This is a genomic window from Rhodopirellula bahusiensis, assembly GCF_002727185.1.
GTDB classification, from domain to species: Bacteria; Planctomycetota; Planctomycetia; order Pirellulales; family Pirellulaceae; genus Rhodopirellula; species Rhodopirellula bahusiensis.
The window spans coordinates 1-18169 of sequence record NZ_NIZW01000018.1 but is presented as its reverse complement, the minus strand read 5'-3'; the positions used below and the strand labels follow the sequence as shown (position 1 = coordinate 18169).

Sequence of the window (18169 nt, the reverse complement as noted above, 5' to 3'; positions counted from 1 at the left end):
GCGGGCATGATCGCGTACAATTGGGTGACTCAACTTGTTTCATCCAATGACGGACCGACCCATCAATCCTTCGCCCCCAGTTTCGAACGGCGCCGATTCGCGTCCTCCCACCGCACCACCGGATGGGTACGTGTGCCGGTACGGATCAATGCGATTGCTGGGGGTGATGAGCGCGGCGGAAGAATTCCGCTACGGCGATGAGGTCGTGATTCGTAGCGATCGCGGCACTGAAATCGCAACGGTGCTGTGCGAAGCAACGGACGAGGCGGTCGGGCAAGTTCCCACGAAAGGCAACGCGGAACCCGTTCACGGAAAGATCATCCGCCGGCTCGACACGACCGATCGTGGCGATTGGTCGCAAATGTCCGAGATGACTCGCAAGGACTTGCTGGCGGCCAAGAAGTGCGTCGATCAGTTGAAATTGCCCATGCAATTGATCGATGTCGAACGTTTGCTGGGTGGCGAACGCGTGATCGTGTACTTCGTCGCCGATGGCCGAGTCGATTTTCGCGAATTGGTCAAATTGGTCGGCCGCGAATTTCAGACTCGGATCGAGATGCGTCAGATCGGAATTCGGGATGAAGCGAAGTTGCTGGCCGACTACGGCGATTGCGGACAAAAAGTCTGCTGCAGCCGTTTTCTCAGCAAAATGCCGCCCGTTTCAATGAAAATGGCGAAACTGCAGCGAGCGTCGTTGGATCCTGCCAAAATCTCAGGGCGATGCGGCAGACTTAAATGCTGCCTTCGATACGAATTCGAAACCTACGAGGAAATGGCGGAGGAACTCCCCCCAATCGGCAGCGAAATTCTGACTCGCGACGGATCGGCAAAGGTTCTCGCCCAAGACATCTTGGCCGGACAATTGGTGGTCAAGACCGATGACCATCGACGCGTTATGATTCCTGCGGGTGACGTTGTCAGCGTGACAAAGCGGGGTTCCGGGGAACCTACGAAACAGCGTAAACGCTGATCCCACTCGAATCACTTCCTTTCATCTCCTCGATTCTTCGCCATGCCTTCTCCCGTCAAAGCGATGCAGGATCTCCTGCGAGACGACACTCGATATAAACTCGAGGCATATCAATTCATTCGCGAAGCGTTGCAGTACGCCCACGAGAATTTGGAACAAATCGGACCACTCGGGTTTGGCCCAACCGACGACCCCAGCAGCGACGCGCCTCGGCACCTGACCGGGCAACAACTTTGCGAAGCGTGTCGCTTGTACGCGATCGACCAATTCGGGTACTTGGCCAAAATGGTGCTCGAGAATTGGGGCCTTCACCGAACCGGCGATTTTGGCGAACTGGTTTACAACCTGATTCGCATCGAGCAGATGCGGAAAAGTGAATCGGATCGACGCGAAGATTTCGACGACGTTTACGATTTTGAAAACGCGTTCCAGCCCAAGTTTGAATTGGCTCTCACCGACGAAGACTGATTGAAACCGGGCGACGCGACGACGACTCCCTCCACCCCGCGAAAAAGCATCATGCGTTTCTCTCTTTTGCTCGCCCTTTGGATGATGGTCGGCCTGGCAGCCATCACCTCGCGAAACGTGTTCGCTGATGACTTGGTCGAGGCGGATGCAACGGAAACGGTGGCTCGTCAAAACGAAAAGCCGCGGCCAAAGGAAAAGGCTCGTCGGACGTACATGGGCCGCATCGTCGCCCAACCCATGTCGCACCGCGGTGCCGCCTGGTTGGTTCGTCCGGAACGAGACGACGAAGAGAAGGCAGGCGAATCCTTCGACCGCTTGGGGTTGGAACCCGGCATGACCGTCGTCGACCTCGGTTGCGGCAACGGCTACTGGACGATCCCGATGGCTCGCGCAGTCGCGGTCAAAGCCAACGCGGAATCCTCCGACGTGGATCCGCCGGGAGAAGAGAATGACGAGTCGCCCAACGCGGACGCGGCTTCCGAGTCGCTGGACGGCAAGGTTCTGGCGGTGGATATCCAGCGAGAGATGCTACAAATGCTGCAGCGAAATGCCGCTCGAGCAAAACTCGACAACATTCAGCCGGTTCTGGGTGCGATCGACGATCCGAAGTTGCCCGCTGGCAAGGTCGACCTGGTTCTATTGGTCGACGTCTACCACGAGTTCTCGCATCCGGAATCGATGCTTTGGGCCATCCGGCAATCTTTGAAACCAGACGGCGTGATCGCTTTGCTGGAATACCGCGCCGAAGATCCCGCGGTCCCAATCAAACCGCTGCACAAGATGTCAAAGTCGCAAATCATGCAGGAATACAAAGCGTCAGACTTGAAACTCGTTCGCGAGTACAACGCTCTGCCGTGGCAGCACCTGATGTTCTTCGCTCGCGATGACAGCCCATTGCCCGAGATCGAACCGGAACCGTTCACTCAAAAGTGAAGAACTGGCTTAGCAACGAGCGGACAACTACTGTCGTGGTGGACGAGGTGAGGGAGGAGTCTCGCTCGCGGGCTTGTAGGTTGGCCACTCTTGGCCGACGTCCACTCAATCGACAAACCTTCGCGCGTCGCGTTTCCATTTGATCTAATCGACGGACTTGGAAGTCCGTCGTACGGAAGGACAGATCGCTGTTTGCGAATCACTCCGCGAACAGCTTCGTGACTTCCTTCGATTCGCGGTCGATTTGGTAGACCTGTTTCGTTTTGGGATCGGAAACGATCACAGAATCGGCGGTGGCACTCAAGCCGACCGGGCCGAGCAGCAACTCTTCGTCGAACCACTTTTCGGTCGCGCCATCGGCGGTGAACTGCCAAATGCATTTGCCGTACACATCGGAGACGAATCCCATTCCGTTGTGCCAAGCGATTCCTCCCGGGAACCCGTACGGGCGATCCGTGACAACCGGCTCGCTGGTTTTTTCCGCCACGTTGATCTTCACGACCGCATCCGCGTCGGGCGTGACCGCGTACAGGGCACCTTCTTCGTCGAAGACTAATCCACGAGCGTTCACGCGAACGACCAATTCGGGTTCACCGCCTTCGATCGGCAGCGCGAAGGTCGCACGTCGTTCGGCGTCACCCACGTAGATCGTCTTGCCATCGGGTGAAACAGCCAACGCCATCGGGATTCCTAGGAATCCGCCGTTGAGCGGTTTGGCATCCTGGCCACCCGGTGCATCGGCATTGGGTGTCACGTGATAGATCTCACGAGTCGCCGAATCGCCCACCAAAACGCCGCCTTCGGGGTGCGGCGTTGCACTGAAGGGGCGGTTCATTGTCTTTCGGAGGTATCGCGATCCGGTGACGAATCGCATCGGCTTGATCGCTTCACTCGCGGGCCACGGCACCGTCCAGACTCCCGGTGCGTCGGAATCGACCACGAACAACGTGGTTGGGGACATCACTGCGCCACGCGGGTAGACCGGGCTCTCAACTTCCGTCCAGTAATCATCCGGAAAAGTCTCTGTCTCGGCCTCGGTCTCAGCGGGAGCCGTTTCGGTCTCCGCCGCATCTTGGGCCGACGCGGTGTGAGCATGCAGTCCGGAACTGGAGACGGCGGCGGCGATCAGCAGGCTTCGCAGGCCTGTTCGACGGCTGAAAACCGATGCCGTGAAACTCGCGGGCGTGAAACGGTGTGCGTTTGGGAAGATGAAACCGAAAATTCCGGTTGGGCAAGATTTATTCATGAGGTGGGTTATGACGTCCGATAAGAAGAAAGTTCCATGTCCCTATTCCGGCAATGACGTCCTATGATAACCATTCCCCGTCGATTGTTGTGCCTCGTCGCCTGCTTCATTTTCGCGTTCGCGTCACTGACGTTGTCCAGCGCCGACGCAGCCGACCAGCTGATTCGCAGCCGGCCCGTTTCCCAGGGAAACCCGAACTCCTTGGGAAACAACGCCACGACGCAATCATCACGCACGCAATCCGGATGGTCGCCTCAAAGTAGCAACCGGACGGCTCAGCAGAGCCATTCGGCGGCAAATCGCCAGCCGACACTGGTGGCCAGGCCAGCGAATGGCTCGGTCAAGCAAGTTGGTTACTTGGATGGCGGTTGCGATTGCGATGCTTGCTCGACATCGGGTGTGATGGGCGGCCCAGACTGCGGCATGGAAGTCAGCTGCGGACTGGAAATGGGTTGCGGTTTGGAAGAATACGGCGTCTGCAGTTGCGACGCTTGCAGTGGCAACGTGATGTCGGGTTGCGACAGCGGATTCTGCGACGGTGGATGCGATGGGATGTGTGGCGGAGCTGAGATCGATTGCTTCCCGTTGTTCTTGCCCATTCTGCGAGTCGACTGGAGCCGATTCTCGTTCTTCGCTGGATCGCAATCCTTCAAGTCACCGCTCAACTACCCCGCCTTGGATGCGGTTGGCGATCCTCGCGGCGGAAGTGGCAGCTTTGGTTACTACCAAGGTTTCAATGAAGGCCGCGACCTTCGCAATTGGTTGGGGCTCGATCTGTCCGCTCAGCTTGGCGTGCGTGCGACCCAAACCAATTTGGAAGGCGAAGAATTCACCAGCGGACGAATGCACCAAGTCTTCGTGACAGGCGGATTCTTTCGCCGCGTCGACTACGGATTGCAGTACGGATTGGTCGCCGACTATCTGAACCAAGATTGGTACTACCAAAGCGACCTGCTTCAGCTTCGCGGCGAGTTGAGCTGGAAAGTTTCCGCGTGCCACGAGTTTGGATTCCAATTCATGACCGGGATGACCGATCAAATCGTGACCACTGAAGCCGGCGGCTTCACGAGTTCAGAAACGATCGAGCCCGTCGATCAGTACCGAGCGTTCTATCGTCGCACGATGGGAACGACCGGGCAAATGACCGCGTTCCTGGGCGGTACCAGCGAAGAACACTTTATCTGGGGTAGCGAGATGGAGATCCCATTGCAAACCAATTGGTCCTTGCTGGTCGGATCGGCCTACTTCAGCCCTGGCGACGACACCGCGTTGGACGCAAACCAAGCCGAAGGTTGGAACCTGTCTCTCGGGTTTGCCTTCCGTCCCGGCGTCACCGGACCAAAGCAACGCTACCGCAACCCACTGTTCAACGTCGCAGACAACGGATCGTTCTTCGTCTTTCGACAGTGATCGGAGATGACCAGTCGCACAAGTCGATCAGGTGTTTCCGCCGGTCGTTAGCGATCTTTGTGTTGCCTATTCGGCATCGCCGCGTGACGTGAAGCCCTCATAGGGCGGTGGCGCAATGATGACGGCTACATACGGAAGTTGGTGTTTGGTCCCGACTGGCTTTCGCTCTGCACCATCACCACTAAAAATCTGCACCGTGCCAACTGCTCGGCTACCAGGTTCATCCGGCAGCGAGACTCGCGCCTCGCAACCGGCAAAAGGCAACCAGCCAGCAACGCTGACCAGCACACGTCCGTTTTCCCGTTCGGGGATGTCTCCACCAGCAGGGCAAAAGGCGTTTCTGCCAGACAGGCCGCCATCCCACACGCGATTGTCGATGGCATCGTGTTCCAGCAGTGCGTCGCAAACAGGCACCCAACCAGTGACAGCAAAATATTCGGTTTCGCCCAGTTGTTGAAGTTGCTGGGCAACCCACGACTCAACGACTGGTCCGTCCTGTTTGGGACTACGAGAGGTGACGGGCACGATGACTTTGACGAACACTTGGTTGAGTTGTCGCAACGCGGCCGGCTCCGGAGACTGAGCCGGTAAGTCGGCGGCACCGACCGCGAGCATGCTGAGGACCACGAGGCAAACAAAACGATGACGCGTCATAGGGGACCTCACCTTGTATTAGTATCAGTAGCAGGCAGAACGGCGTTGATCGAGACTCTCGCTTCGGTTCATGTCATCGTTGCGTTTCTATTCTTCTGGGAGATAGGTTTCCTCACCTTCAAGCCGTTGGATTTTGACGTACGATCCCTCCGTATCGCCAACGATGTGCGTCAATGCTTTGCCTTCGCCGGTTTGACGCGAAAGGCCAACCGATCCTCCGTGTGCGTACGCTTCGATGCTTGCCGAGTTGATCCGGTTGTCATTCGTCAACATCACCTGTCGCTCTGCGTCACGGCACGGTAATCCGTCGCATCTTGCTTCTAACGTCCGAGCAATTCGGTGCGTGGCTTGCGAGCCTCCAACTCCGCGACTCGCCGCTCAAGCGAGTCAATGCGTCCGACAAGGTTTTGGACAATCATTCGTACTTCGGCGTCGGCTATCTTCGCGACATCGAGAACCGCGGCTTCGACTGGAAGTCTAGCCGCCACCAATATTTGAGCATCAAGTGCCTTGACGCGTGGGTGTTCTTTGCCGAACTCCGCGACAGTCTTTGCGCGCTCAACTAGGAGCGAATGGGTGTTCGGGTTGAATGCTGCTGCGGGTTCATCGCCGGCCAATGTGTTGTAGACGCCAAACAAAATCATGGCGGCCAGTGCAACGCCTGCGAAAGCGAATTGGGACGGACGTTTCATTGGGATTTCCGTTGCGAAGGGGGCTGAACGCCTGATTGAAGAAGAACTTCAGCAGGGCAACGATGTGCTCATCTCCAGCCGCGTTGCCCGAGGCTAGTTTGGGGGTGCGGTGCACCGATGTCAAGTTTTTCGTGGCTGTGCGAACCGTGGTTCGCTGGGGTGCACGCTTCGTTCACCGGCGAGGAGGTCGTTTTCGATTCGGCAGGGGCAGCCGGGGAGCAACAACAGGATGCCGGCTTCGTAAGTTGTCGATTGCGGGCCCTAGCGGTTCGTCACGATTTATTTTTAGGGTAGTGGACGAGGCGACGAGTCCTGAACTGGCGTCAAAACCAAGGACTCGTCGCCTCGTCCACTACGAACATCCCTAACTTTTAACTTTGACAGACCATTAGCGGTGCGTCACTGAAAAGACTGAGTGTGACATCGGACGGCTCGCGTTGGACTGCTACCAATCTTAGCGACAGGGTGCGAGCTCTCCGGTTTGTCCAGCCCAAAGATTCAATCCTGACAAACCACGATCGCTCGCAGTCGTGACAAAATTCCCCATATCACTCCGCCCAGAACCGCCGCTGAGATTCCCGCAGGCTCTTCCGCGGTCTACCCGATCCCCGGAACAACGCGCTCAGCGAGTCGGTAGAGCACGAGCCCATCACGGTATCGAATATCACCGCGAAAATTGGACGCATCTGATTTACCAGAAATCTCACAATTCACGATGATGTCGAATTCGCTTTTGGAGTGATCATCGTTGTCATCGATCGACGGTCCATAAAAGTGGTTGTCGTCGTCGCATCGAAAACGTCCAGTGCCGTTGATGAATTGCTGGATATCGCGAAAACCAACCGTGCCAATTGTCGTTTCATTCATTTCTCGCGGCCCATTGATGGGTGCGGGCTCGTCAATTGGCCAAAATACGGTGACGACGACTTCGCAGTCAGCTTGCGATGCGGAATCGTATTTCAAGTCGACCGTTGCGCGCGCCGGTCGGACGGACGGTTCAGTGGGCCCTGGAGACAGGAGAGTGCCGTCACTTGAAACAAGCGGAATTGCAATTTGTGACGCACGGCTAAGGGATTGTGAGGGACTCTGCAATCGCAGAGAGTACCGCGCCGTGACGGTGTCAAAGTAGTGACCTGGCCACCGGTCTTCGAGCAACCCGCGTTTGGGTTGCGAGTCAAAACGCGCGGTCCGGGCACTGCATCCAGCGAGCGAAGTGGTTGTGGCCGAAAAAGCGAGAAAGCGGAGTGCGGTGCGTCGGTCCATGACGTTCTATCCAGCGTTGGAAGATTTCAGTCGGATGAAGATTCCACCTCTGTCCAAATGCACCGATGGGAGTCATCTGTCGAAAATGACCGGCGACTCGGCCCCGCGATCTGGCAGTGCGCGAGCCTGTTGCAGTCACTCCACATACCAGACACAAGAACAGGCTCTACGCGATTATTCTCGCACTGTACTTCGACAAGTTCAACTCCGTTTGCTGCTTCTTCAACGACAAAAATCGACGAGCCAACGTTTCATCATGCCCGTACATTCAGCGAGTTGCGATCAATGTCAGTCGCATCGCAGGTGTCACTCGAGAAGCAGTGACGTGCCGGGTTCGTCGAAACGGAAAGATGGTGAAGAGCAAGAATGTTGCGGGCGAAGCAATTGCCGGCAACTTCCTGCCGCACGAGATTCAGACAAGCTGCATGAAGATCCGCGATGAACGAAGCAACCGAAAGAGAAAGCGACTCAACCGCCGCATCCAAGTGAAGTCAGATCGCTATTGGCTATCCGCCTTGTTTCGCAGTGCATGGAAAACCAAGCTGGCAACACCATGCATCAGAAACACATAAACGGTCGAGAAATACGACCGGCGTTCAGACGTCTATTTTCGAGACGCAGCTCGGTAAAGCAGAAATGCACCTCCGATGAAGATGCAAAGAATGACAGCGATGATTAGCAGTTCCATGAAGCCGGGCATTTGTACTTTCCAGTCGAAGTGGTTGATCAGTTGATTCTAGTGGCGTGTTCGTTTCGAAGGATCAGATATTGGCAAAAAAAACGTTTTGAAGAAATGCGCTTTTCCGGAGGAAGAAGCGAGAGCTTCCAACAGCCGCGGTGACTTCGCTGCCGGACGGTCGACGCGTTGACGTCGTGACCAGTCTCGCGTGCGGACGCAACTTAGGAACCGTTCGGAATCAAGTTCGGCTTTAGCGGAGCGGCGCGAGCCGCCCGGTGTGTCACCGGAGGGCTCGCGCCCTTCCGCTACCTTTTTTAGATCCCGAAGTTGTTTCCGAATGGTTCCTTAGTTAGTCGTCGTCAACCCGCTATTCGATACCGGTATAGTATGTGATCAGCCCGGTAAGAAACCAGAACAGACCGGCGATTCCAATGATGACGGTCCAGATCCAAATGATCCCCAAGAGATAGTGCGTGCCAGCGGTGCTGATCAATCCAATGAGAAAGAACGGTCCGCCTTGCCACATTTTTGCGGTGGCCCGGTCTTTTGCTGAGGGGCCATCGAGCCAGGGTTTGTTGCTTGCCATGTTGCTCCGATTCCAGGTACACAAGCTATGGTTGGGAACGCTACACATCACCGATCGAAGACGGTCGATTCTCGATTTGTAAAACCACGCAAACCCGGCTTCGTTGCAGTACGCCCAACATGGGCGTGATCTTTGGGGATGCCACTTCGTTCGGGAAGCCAGTCCCCTGGGCTGAGTTCCGGTTTCTTTCACAACGATTCAAGATACGAAATGTAACTCAGAAGTAAGACAGGACGAAGCGAGGGCAACTGTAGGGAGGTGACCAACCGTGGGGAGCAAGCCTGCAAAGATGCTCGGTCATCCTGCAAAGAGGTGTCGCTCGACATCTTCTCGACGAGGACCACTTGCCAGGTGGTGCGGGTGGTGTTCCGGGCTACCGGGACCCAACCCGACCGAAATGGTTCTGCATGATGAGAACCCTGTGTGCAGCTAATCATCCCAAACATGTGCGACCAAAAATTTGCCGTCGATTTCTTCGAGCGCAAGAAGAACGAGATTGACAGCGACGGAGTTTGCGTCTCGCCTTCGCTCATAAAATAACATGCAGATGGTTCGATCTTTCGTCATCCCATATGCCTTTGCGATGACATCAGCAGGAACGTCGGCTTCCTCCTCAGTGACGTTCTTACCTCGCTGACGCATGTGCCGCAAAATTCGATCTTTGAGATGCTCTTGTTCGCCATCACGTACCAAGTAGATCTCACGAAGCCGCAGTTCCGGCAATGGATTCGCATTTTGAATTTGCTTCTGCTCTCGGCGCAAGTCTCCCAAGAGGGATCCTGGCTTTCCGCGTTTGCGAGTGGCACCTTTTTTAACGAGCGGTTCGACTTGGCCGATGTCGCCTTGGATCATTGCTGCATTCACAAATTGCATCGCAACTGAAACAGCGTCCCGATCTGTCGCGAACGCTGATTCAGCCTGCAAATGAACGATAAACAGCGATGTAAGAATAACGATTGCTTTGTTTAGCATCAGCGTGCCTGTATTGCAGAACGGTCGCGTTGACCGAAGTGCGAATGAACGGTCAGCAACCAGGGTAAAGTGTTGTTGAGCACTTCGGTCCGACGCGTGGTTCGCACCTCCACGCGTAATTCAGCACCAATCGATGATGCCGAAATGCACTCATCGTACCACACCACTTTTGACGGTGAGGTCAAGAATGGGCCAAAGAAATGAGCCACGGATTCACACTGATCAACACGAATGAGTGCGCTCTTTTCAATCTGTGTTCATCGGTGTCCATCCGTGGCCAATCAACACATGCCAACGCCGTTTCCGAGTCAGGTAATACCCCATCGAACCGAGACCGCACGCCAAGCATCCGCTTGATCGTTTGGGGGCCCGGGCAACTGGGCCCCTATTCCTGATTCGCATGGTCTCCTGATTCGCATGGTTTATTGCTTCGAAATGTGTTTCGAGTGAATGCGAGTTGGACTACGGCATCAGGGTCAACGAGGGTTCCCCTGTTGTCTTGTCAACTTCAACGCATACCGGGCCGCTTTGGAATTGCCACTCAGCCTCGGGATCGTCGAGTCGAGAGTATATCACCACCCACAGCGAAGCGCCGTCACTAGCAACCTCGTCACGTACGCATGAAAACTCCAGATCAACAATGCCGGAACGTTGGAGATAGGTATCCGCGATATGCTTCGCGCTTTCAGCTGTGTATTTGGCAGTGGTCAAGGTGAAAGGCAGCTCATATACGTGCGAGGCTCTAAATCGGTCGATGTCGGTTGGGGGCGCCGGGGCCACTCCGATGGGCGGCCATTATTGAAAAAAAGTTTGAGGCCTCCGCGTGCATCTCAGTGTTCTGCCTTGCGTTGGTTGGTGTCAGTCGTCAGACATAAATGCCACCCGGTATTCTCCATTCCATTTCTCAATCGCGAATAGAAAGAATCCGGTCTCAAGTTTGTTGTTTCTCTTGTTGAGTGCATCAACGAAGAACAATGCGATAGTCCGGCCGGGCAACATTCCAAATTTAGTACGCAATTGCTCAGCCGGGATGGGATCTGGATGCCAGCCTTTCTTGCCCTTTCCTTCAAGGTATTCCAAAAAGCGAGTTGCAACCCTATCAGTTTCATCCGCTTGAGCGAAAAAGACTTCACGAAGTCGGAGTTCGGACGGAGTTGGTCCTCTCCCTTCATTGATCCTTTTGAGTTCTTGTCGCAAGTCAGCAAGGGCAGACCCCGGCTTGCCGGCTTTGCGAATTGCAGTTGGCGAAAGCAGTTTCTCGACCTTTTCAATGTCGCGTTCTACAAGAAGTGCGTTGTAAAAATCAAGTGCTAGGTCTTCTGGTTTCCGCTCATTCGCACAAAGATCGCTGCAACCAAGTGACAAGGAAAACAAAACTAGTACAAGGGTTCTCATAGCAGCTCAAATTTTCGCAGAAGTATGTGTCGGAACAAAACGCCACTTGGCACCAGTCACGAGCGAAGTGAAATACGAATCAACGACTTCGGTCAGATTGCCGGCTTCGACGAGTTCACAGCTTTCGTGGAGAAACCAAAACACCTTTTCACCAATGGCAAGCAGCCGGTCGCCAGTCTTGTTTGTATAGAACCACAAAGCACGGTCAAGGTCGGAAACGCCATCAGAATCAGGGATTTGTAGCGATGAATTGTCGAACCTAAGACTGGACAGATTATTGAAACCACCGGCTTCAAACACATCGCCCTCAATCGTTCCATCAATGAGTTCGTAGAGGTCTTGCAACGCCACCGGTAAATCAAAAAGCGGTTTGTTGGAGGCAAGCCGGAAGTCACTGGAATGCCTTGGGTGTGGCAAAAAGCCCCGAACGAATACTTCCGTTTGCACAGTTGGACCACATTCGGCCCGATGGAGGTGGAGCCCGCATTGATTCGTTTCAGCCATCGCCAAAAGCCAGTTCTTCATCCCGGTAATCCGTGCTCGTCGAGCCAGCCAAGTGAAGTACGCACGTGGGTTTCTGTGAATTGCAGCATGGTGGTCAGTCAAGTTGTCAGTGAACGATTCAAGGAAGGTAGTCGGAACCGTCTTCAGACTGACGCCCGGCGGAAGATAGAGCGACTCACCACCAAACGCATTGGACCGCATCTCGTACCTTCGATTTTCCATGATCTTGCTCAATTGCCCAACGATGGCGATCACGCGTTGGTGGTTGATTAACCACATCCTTCAACATGACTTCGCGGCTCGCCGTGAGTCGCGTTGTTCCATATTCTAAACGGTGTTCGTCGGTCGGGGGAAGGTTGTACCACGAAGGACGCGAAGAGCGCGAAGGCGAAACAATCGCAGGACGAATCGCTTGAGTCCATCCATGAGCTTGGCCACGTTGAAGGTGATTAGCAATCCTGTCTTCAACTTGGAAAGTTTCATGTCGGTCAGCAGTTGTGCTTCAAGAATCCCAGACAGTCTGTCCATATTGTTCATTTGCCGATTCAAGCAGTTCCCGACCCTACGCCCGGTGGACTTCAATCGCACATCCAATCACGCGATGCGAAAGGCCGTCGATTTCCATCCTTCGTGCTCTCCGCGTCCGTCGTGATTGAAAAACCCCACCACGATCCATTCAGTTGTGGAACGGTTGGGATCACCGGGTACGAACGGAACGGTCGCAATTTGGAAACTTGCTGCTGAGTCCATCGGTACACAGCATGGTACGTCGCTAGCGAGGTATGCGATCGGGAAATAGGTAGCCAAATTCCAGCATCGCTACAGCCGCCTCAGGATTCATCCCCGTCTGTTCGGTCTCATAGCTCCACCCAATTCTACCAGCCAACATGAGGTCCATACCCTTCGTAGCGGCGGCAACACTGGCCAATGTCAACAGAAACTGAAAGTGCTGCTGATCTGACGAAGCGTTCTTTTCGGGTGTGTCAGCTATCCATGTTGGAGTCCAAACTGCGTACGCGAATACCAAGTGGTCATTCTCTTCCATCTTGAGCTTGCTGCATGGACCTAGACTCCTTTCAGCTGCCGGCAATGGCGACCATCGCTTGGTTACAGACACTGGCGCGATAGGCATTAACGGATCTGGAGTGTACGGATGAATGACGGCGAAGCCAGCGGGGTCACTCATCTGTTCTTCGATGTCGCACTGCGATGACATCGCGGAGGCAAGCTTCTCGATCGCTGGCAGTTCGGCGTCACGCCTTAGGAGACAAAGCCAATAGGCAAAGGTATCGCCTACCGTCGATTTTGTAACGAAACGCTCAAAGTCCCATTGCTTCACCGTGTTGCAGATATCTGTCATTCAATAATCGCCGAAGTGCGGTGGTTACCGCGTCAGCGCAGTAGACCGGAACTCAAAAGACAAACTCGACTCGCCGACTGTGGTGCAACCGATGGTCCACGCGTCGGGATACGACGATAAGTTGAGCCATGGCCGCTCTTTGTCAATGTACTCGATCGGAATCGTCAAAGGAAACCTAGCGTCTGAACGAACGGCCCATCCATCCCTCGCTGGTCGCCGCCATAGAAGTAAGCGGACGTTTGGAGCCACAGAGATCTCAGAAGACACAGAGCACAACCGTATTCCACTCTGTGACCTCGGTGTCCTCTGTGGCAAACGGCAGGGGTTGACTTTTGCTATCTTCAGCTGAGTCAACCGCGCACCGATCGGACGTTGGCATCAGGAGACAAGAAAACGAAAGAAAGAAACACCTTAAGGAAAAACATCGATGCTGAAGAATCCATCTATGCGAATTTCCTTGACGACGAACGGTCGAAATCACGGGGAACGGGCGAAAGACTTGCAAGCAGACCAGAAAACGGACCACCCGTCCTTCCGTGCATTTCATGATTCGCCGTCATTTCCAAGTTGAAAATTTGATGACCGTTTCGTTTACTAATCTGCGCGTTTCGGTTGCTCGGGCTTGGGAAAGCAGCATTCGCATCGCGGGCATTGTCCGGTCAACTGAGTGGATGTGAATCCGTGATCGCATTGTGGACAGACATACTTACGCGCGTACATCCGCTCGATTGCGCATTGCATTCGCCGGTCGTGTGTCGTGAACGTGTCAGCGAACAGGCCAGCAGCCGGCCCGAGCGTCAGTCCGGCTAGCAATATCAACATTGCCGTGTGCTCGTTCTCGCAATAGCTTGCCGCAAATCCTGCAATGCAAACGCTCATGGCCGTGCATGCGACTAAGGGCGTTCGCATTTTGTTCCAGGCTAGGATGGCTAAGAGGAGCACAATCCCATATCGACTCCAAAACGCAAACGTGGCTGAAGGCAATATTTGACTAGCAAGGTCCATGTTGGCACAACCAAACGCTAAACATGATGAATCATCTCAGGAATTGAAATTCCGATTTGAGGTAGATCGACGAACGCTACGCGTAACTTGGAACGCACGAAAAGGTTTCTAACGGCCAAGTCGCTCGGCTCGCGTTCTCAGGTGCACGCGATAGTTCCCCGCTTTGATCGATTATCTAGAAGGTTGCTTGAGTAACCGCTTGAGTAGAGCGTCAAGTCGCGATGATTCCGCTTGAGCTACCTCTTGTACTGTGCATGTCCCGAGCCCCAAGTTTCGTCGTGCAATTACCTCGATGTCTTTGATTCGCTTTTCGTACAGCAATGCCGAATTTGCGATCTCGGCTTCCAGTGACGCGTGCAGCAGCCTTTGTGCTGACTGAAGCACCACGTTCACTGGAGATCTCCCGCTATCGAACTCGCCAAGCCGAACGTTGTATTCGTGCAAAGCGATACTGTGGTGTTTCGTCATTTCTGCTGGAGCATCCGCGGCAGTCTCGCGGTGATCATGCACTTTCGACGCGCTGCGCGTTGGTGGTTCCGCTGTAGCAACTGATACGGTGAAGAATGAGGCGAGTAAGACGGCAAAACGTGTCATGGTTCGAGTCCTTTGCGGTGCGAAGAACGGAGGGTATCTAATCAGCAGTAGATGAGTATCGCAGTTACAGGGGTACGGTGCCAGCATCAGAACCGTTGAGAACTGTCAGTCGGGGAACGATTGCCGTCACCGTGCACGGCGTTTGCGGTGACCACGTGTGAAAACCTGATGCCGTGCTCCGTGTGCACGGCGTGGTTCGCCGCAATCGCAGCGGGTCAAGACTACGACCGCAGGTAAAGCTTAACGTGCGAATCGACGCACCGCGAAAAGATCGGCTAGTCGAACCCAGCGAGACATGTGTCTCGGAAACGTTGAATCTCCAACTTGGTCGGGAAGTGGTCCAGCGCAAGTCGATCTTCGATTACATCTTCGGGCTGGTCTTCTGACGCGCCGCTTGCGACTACCACGGGAATTGTCCAGGAATCGCCCGACGAATACCAACCTTTGTGTGCGGCGAAGAGTATGTACGAGTCATCGTCGTGGAACACACCCAAAGCACGGACCGATTCGTCGTTCTCCAGAACCCATAGTGAGCAGCGTGAAGGAATCTTGAGGTCACGCCGAAGCTCAACTGAGATTGCAGTTGGGGGCAACCACGCGAAACAGATCGCAGCGATGGAGGCAACTACAAGCAGAATGATTAGACGATAACGAAACATTGAACGTCAACCATCAGTGCTTATCATGTCGGCGAACGTTACACATCAACGAGTCGGGACGGTTGATGTTCCATTCGCAAAAGGCCGCAAGCCCGACTTCGGTGCATGTGATGGTTCAAGTAAGCCGCTAACGCGGCGGTTTCGGTTTGGTGGTGGAACGGACGCGTGACGGATTGTTGGAAGCAACCTTTCAGGAGGAGCTGTTCGCTGGGAACAGCTCAGCAACTCCTCCTGAAAAGGAACACAACATGTCCAAGTTTAGCTCAAACGGTTCGCAAGATGCACCTGGATCCCACTTCTCTGAATGTCTTCGCCTGAGGCTCTCCGAAGACTTGCACCTGACCGGCAAGGCCAAACGAACTCACGATGGCTACATCCGAGCGGTCAGGCAGCTCTCCGATTTCGCCGGTTGCAGTCCCGATCAGGTGAACGAGCAGCATGTTCGGCAGTTCTTCTTGCACCTGAAAAACGATCGCAACTTTGCTTATGGATCGCTCCGCGTGGCATTCTCGGGCATCAAGTTCTTCTTCACGCACACCTGCAAGCGTGACTGGGAAATCATCAAGATGCTCAAACTCCAAAACATCACCACGTTGCCGGAGGTGCTGACGATCGAGCAGGTTCATGAACTGATCGGCTCAGCGACCACGCAGCGAATGTTCGTCTATTTCTGGACTGTCTATTCGCTGGGACTCCGACTCAATGAAGCGTTGCATTTGCAGGTTCAGGACATCGACGCCGAGCGGGGCTGGGTTCATGTCCATCGTGGCAAGGGAGCCAAGGATCGGTATGTGCCGCTGCCGACGACGACCGTTCGACTTCTGCGAAACTACTGGGCCAGTCACCGGCATGCCTGCCTGCTGTTTCCGGCTGATGGACGAAAACATGACCTCGCCAAAGACGGTATCAGCCAAGCGACGACTCCGATGAGCGAAACGGCTGTTCAAGGAGCGATGAAGCAGATCACAAAGAAGCTTCGCTTCGGGAAGAAGGTTGGCATTCATACGCTGCGTCATTCCTATGCGACGCACTTGCTCGAAGCGGGCGTGGGACTGAAGGTGATTCAAAAGTACTTGGGGCATTCGTCGCTGCAGACCACGATGGTCTATCTGCATTTGACTGATACGGCCGAGGCCAACGCTCGCGAAGAAATTGAGAACTTGTTCGGCAGGCTACCTGGCAGCGACGAGTAAACCCGCTCTCGCAAATGCCCACGGTTGCGGAGGCTCTTCGCCAATTCGCACCGGCATACCTGCAGCAACACGCCGATTCGATCTCGGTCGCCGAAGACAAAGTTCTTGGCGCGATCACTCGTTGTCGCACCGGTGCACTGGGTGGTGTTCACTACCAGTGCGGCGGCTGCGGAAGCGATCACTGGGTCGGGCGTTCGTGTGGCAATCGGCACTGCCCGAACTGCGGTCACCAGCGGACGCAGGCTTGGATTGAAATGCAGGCTGCCAAGCTGATGCCGGTTCATCACTTCTTGGTCACTTTCACGGTGCCCCGGGAGGTTGGCTTGGTGCTGCGCGTTCACCAACGTGACGGCTACCGATGCTTGTTCGATGCCAGCAGCCAGAGCATTCGCGACGTGGGCGCGGCAACCAAAAGTCTGAAAGGATGCCAACTTGGGTTCTTCGGTGTGCTTCATACTTGGGGTCGCGATCCGGCCGTCTATCATCCACACGTTCACTATGTCGTTCCTGGCGGCGGAGTGAAACTGGATGAGCATGGCCACGCCTTGTCATGGCAGAGCACTCCGAAGAACTTCTTGTTCCATCATGGAACATTGATCCGCACCTACAAGGCAAAGCTCGCCGACGAGCTTCGTGCCGCTGGGCTGTATGCCCAAATCGATCATGAGGCTTGGACGAAAGACTTCGTCGTCGACATCCAGCCGGTTGGGCACGGCGTTGCAACGCTGAAGTACCTGGCACCGTACGTTCATCGAGTCGCGATCAGCGACAGTCGCATCATCGATGTCAGTCCGGAATCGGTGACCTACCGAATTCGTCGCAAGGGAAACTTGTATCAGAACAAGACCGTTGCAGGCGAAGACTTCGTGGGCAACTTCTTGCAGCACGTGCTGCCGACGAACTTCATGAAGATCCGCCACTACGGCTGGATGAGCGGGAACAGCAAGGTGAAAGTCGAGGAGGTGAAGTGGTTTGTCTGGCTCGCCCTTGGCTGGACGTTCTGGTTGGGCAGCGGCTACGCGCCGCAAGCGGAACCGTTGACCGTGCCGATGAAGTGTCGCCTGTGTGGCGGTGTCATGCGAGTGATCGAGGTCAGCTACACCTCATTGTCTTTGCAGGGCATCCGCCCCGAGCATGGGCTGACTTACTACGACAGTGGGTAACGCATGAACCAGGGAAGTGAAACGACCGGACGAATCCGAACGTCTTCAGGAGGGCGAAGGGGGACGATATGGCGCGACGGCAATCTCAAGCTCAAAACTCACCTGGCAATGAGCCTCAATCCGCTTCCATCCAACTCGTCCCCAGCGAAACTGGCCCAGGGCAAACGGCCGACCAGGAATTCACTTGCTTCAAAACCAACCTGCCTCTTCGCTAGAGAACGCAACCGGGAAGCAATTCCCAAGAGAGACTCAATCAACGCCTCGCCATTCACCCCCGGGCATCTTGAACAGAGGACTTGAGCTTCGGCTAGGCGACGCGTTCTGAACCACGCCGAACGAAGCAACATGAAAGAGAAAGTGACTCAACCGCCGCATCCACGCGAAGTCAAATCCTGGTAAGCCGTCCATTGAAACAAAAAATTG

The 18169-nt window shown here is 54.9% G+C and carries 18 protein-coding genes; 7 read left to right on the top strand and 11 right to left on the bottom strand.

The features are described 5' to 3' along the window. The first annotated feature begins 148 nt into the window (after positions 1-148). The 3 genes from CEE69_RS21210 to CEE69_RS21200 are packed head-to-tail and all read left to right on the top strand — an operon-like array spanning position 149 to position 2371. The gene (locus tag CEE69_RS21210) at positions 149-970 is read left to right on the top strand and encodes a PSP1 domain-containing protein (protein ID WP_099262732.1); all 822 of its coding nucleotides are present in this window, start codon (positions 149-151) and stop codon (positions 968-970) included. Positions 971-1012: 42 nt separating this feature from the next. Beyond that, the gene (locus CEE69_RS21205; protein ID WP_099262624.1) at positions 1013-1438 is read left to right on the top strand and encodes a Minf_1886 family protein; all 426 of its coding nucleotides are present in this window, start codon (positions 1013-1015) and stop codon (positions 1436-1438) included. A gap of 51 nt (positions 1439-1489) precedes the next feature. Next, positions 1490-2371 (top strand): class I SAM-dependent methyltransferase, encoded by an 882-nt coding sequence (locus tag CEE69_RS21200; protein WP_233215490.1) that lies wholly within the window; start codon positions 1490-1492, stop codon positions 2369-2371. Between the two features lie 199 nt (positions 2372-2570). On the opposite strand, the gene CEE69_RS21195 is transcribed toward CEE69_RS21200, so the two are convergent. Then, positions 2571-3617, bottom strand: a complete 1047-nt coding sequence (locus tag CEE69_RS21195) for a hypothetical protein (protein WP_233215489.1) — start codon at positions 3615-3617, stop codon at positions 2571-2573. Between the two features lie 63 nt (positions 3618-3680). On the opposite strand from CEE69_RS21195, the gene CEE69_RS21190 reads away from it, so the two are divergent. Next, entirely contained in the window at positions 3681-5027 is a 1347-nt protein-coding gene (locus CEE69_RS21190; protein ID WP_099262623.1) for a DUF6666 family protein, read from the top strand. Positions 5028-5093: 66 nt separating this feature from the next. On the opposite strand, the gene CEE69_RS21185 is transcribed toward CEE69_RS21190, so the two are convergent. The 4 genes from CEE69_RS21185 to CEE69_RS32125 all read right to left on the bottom strand — a co-directional run bounded on the left by CEE69_RS21185 (position 5094) and on the right by CEE69_RS32125 (position 7336). Further along, positions 5094-5681, bottom strand: a complete 588-nt coding sequence (locus CEE69_RS21185) for a hypothetical protein (RefSeq protein WP_099262622.1) — start codon at positions 5679-5681, stop codon at positions 5094-5096. A gap of 87 nt (positions 5682-5768) precedes the next feature. After that, positions 5769-5954 (bottom strand): hypothetical protein, encoded by a 186-nt coding sequence (locus CEE69_RS21180; protein WP_099262621.1) that lies wholly within the window; start codon positions 5952-5954, stop codon positions 5769-5771. A 47-nt stretch (positions 5955-6001) separates the two neighbouring features. Then, entirely contained in the window at positions 6002-6373 is a 372-nt protein-coding gene (locus tag CEE69_RS21175; RefSeq protein ID WP_143549303.1) for a hypothetical protein, read from the bottom strand. Between the two features lie 597 nt (positions 6374-6970). Then, entirely contained in the window at positions 6971-7336 is a 366-nt protein-coding gene (locus tag CEE69_RS32125; RefSeq protein ID WP_143549302.1) for a hypothetical protein, read from the bottom strand. A 416-nt stretch (positions 7337-7752) separates the two neighbouring features. On the opposite strand from CEE69_RS32125, the gene CEE69_RS33720 reads away from it, so the two are divergent. Then, complete coding sequence (locus tag CEE69_RS33720) at positions 7753-8208, top strand: transposase (RefSeq protein WP_099262618.1); 456 nt, start codon at positions 7753-7755, stop codon at positions 8206-8208. A gap of 474 nt (positions 8209-8682) precedes the next feature. Here the strand turns inward: CEE69_RS33720 and CEE69_RS21160 are convergent, their stop codons facing one another. The 6 genes from CEE69_RS21160 to CEE69_RS21125 form a co-directional block, all read right to left on the bottom strand. After that, complete coding sequence (locus tag CEE69_RS21160; protein ID WP_099262617.1) at positions 8683-8901, bottom strand: hypothetical protein; 219 nt, start codon at positions 8899-8901, stop codon at positions 8683-8685. Between the two features lie 429 nt (positions 8902-9330). Further along, on the bottom strand, positions 9331-9873 hold the full coding sequence (locus CEE69_RS21155; protein ID WP_143549300.1) for a hypothetical protein: 543 nt from the start codon (positions 9871-9873) through the stop codon (positions 9331-9333). 858 nt (positions 9874-10731) lie between these two features. Beyond that, the gene (locus tag CEE69_RS32560; RefSeq protein WP_099262613.1) at positions 10732-11268 is read right to left on the bottom strand and encodes a hypothetical protein; all 537 of its coding nucleotides are present in this window, start codon (positions 11266-11268) and stop codon (positions 10732-10734) included. A 6-nt stretch (positions 11269-11274) separates the two neighbouring features. Further along, positions 11275-11772, bottom strand: a complete 498-nt coding sequence (locus CEE69_RS21135; protein WP_158231055.1) for a hypothetical protein — start codon at positions 11770-11772, stop codon at positions 11275-11277. Positions 11773-12099: 327 nt separating this feature from the next. Further along, on the bottom strand, positions 12100-12309 hold the full coding sequence (locus tag CEE69_RS33295; protein WP_233215488.1) for a GxxExxY protein: 210 nt from the start codon (positions 12307-12309) through the stop codon (positions 12100-12102). Positions 12310-12544: 235 nt separating this feature from the next. After that, positions 12545-13132, bottom strand: coding sequence for a hypothetical protein (locus CEE69_RS21125; RefSeq protein WP_099262611.1), 588 nt, complete (start codon positions 13130-13132; stop codon positions 12545-12547). Between the two features lie 2410 nt (positions 13133-15542). Here CEE69_RS21125 and CEE69_RS21105 point away from each other — a divergent pair. Both CEE69_RS21105 and CEE69_RS21100 read left to right on the top strand, forming a co-directional pair. Beyond that, positions 15543-16583 (top strand): tyrosine-type recombinase/integrase, encoded by a 1041-nt coding sequence (locus CEE69_RS21105; protein ID WP_099262729.1) that lies wholly within the window; start codon positions 15543-15545, stop codon positions 16581-16583. A gap of 14 nt (positions 16584-16597) precedes the next feature. Further along, a complete protein-coding gene (locus CEE69_RS21100; protein WP_099262607.1) occupies positions 16598-17746 on the top strand; it encodes an IS91 family transposase in 1149 nt (382 codons plus the stop codon). Positions 17747-18169: the final 423 nt, after the last annotated feature.

Excerpts from the sequence above, each read along its gene's own strand:
- CEE69_RS21210 (WP_099262732.1), top strand. The coding sequence starts at position 149 with ATGCGATTGCTGGGGGTGATGAGCGCGGCGGAAGAATTCCGCTACGGC.
- CEE69_RS21205 (WP_099262624.1), top strand. The coding sequence starts at position 1,013 with ATGCCTTCTCCCGTCAAAGCGATGCAGGATCTCCTGCGAGACGACACT.
- CEE69_RS21200 (WP_233215490.1), top strand. The coding sequence starts at position 1,490 with ATGCGTTTCTCTCTTTTGCTCGCCCTTTGGATGATGGTCGGCCTGGCA.
- CEE69_RS21195 (WP_233215489.1), bottom strand. The coding sequence starts at position 3,617 with ATGAATAAATCTTGCCCAACCGGAATTTTCGGTTTCATCTTCCCAAAC.
- CEE69_RS21190 (WP_099262623.1), top strand. The coding sequence starts at position 3,681 with ATGATAACCATTCCCCGTCGATTGTTGTGCCTCGTCGCCTGCTTCATT.
- CEE69_RS21185 (WP_099262622.1), bottom strand. The coding sequence starts at position 5,681 with ATGACGCGTCATCGTTTTGTTTGCCTCGTGGTCCTCAGCATGCTCGCG.
- CEE69_RS21180 (WP_099262621.1), bottom strand. The coding sequence starts at position 5,954 with ATGTTGACGAATGACAACCGGATCAACTCGGCAAGCATCGAAGCGTAC.
- CEE69_RS21175 (WP_143549303.1), bottom strand. The coding sequence starts at position 6,373 with ATGAAACGTCCGTCCCAATTCGCTTTCGCAGGCGTTGCACTGGCCGCC.
- CEE69_RS21160 (WP_099262617.1), bottom strand. The coding sequence starts at position 8,901 with ATGGCAAGCAACAAACCCTGGCTCGATGGCCCCTCAGCAAAAGACCGG.
- CEE69_RS21155 (WP_143549300.1), bottom strand. The coding sequence starts at position 9,873 with ATGCTAAACAAAGCAATCGTTATTCTTACATCGCTGTTTATCGTTCAT.
- CEE69_RS32560 (WP_099262613.1), bottom strand. The coding sequence starts at position 11,268 with ATGAGAACCCTTGTACTAGTTTTGTTTTCCTTGTCACTTGGTTGCAGC.
- CEE69_RS21135 (WP_158231055.1), bottom strand. The coding sequence starts at position 11,772 with ATGGCTGAAACGAATCAATGCGGGCTCCACCTCCATCGGGCCGAATGT.
- CEE69_RS33295 (WP_233215488.1), bottom strand. The coding sequence starts at position 12,309 with ATGAACAATATGGACAGACTGTCTGGGATTCTTGAAGCACAACTGCTG.
- CEE69_RS21125 (WP_099262611.1), bottom strand. The coding sequence starts at position 13,132 with ATGACAGATATCTGCAACACGGTGAAGCAATGGGACTTTGAGCGTTTC.
- CEE69_RS21100 (WP_099262607.1), top strand. The coding sequence starts at position 16,598 with ATGCCCACGGTTGCGGAGGCTCTTCGCCAATTCGCACCGGCATACCTG.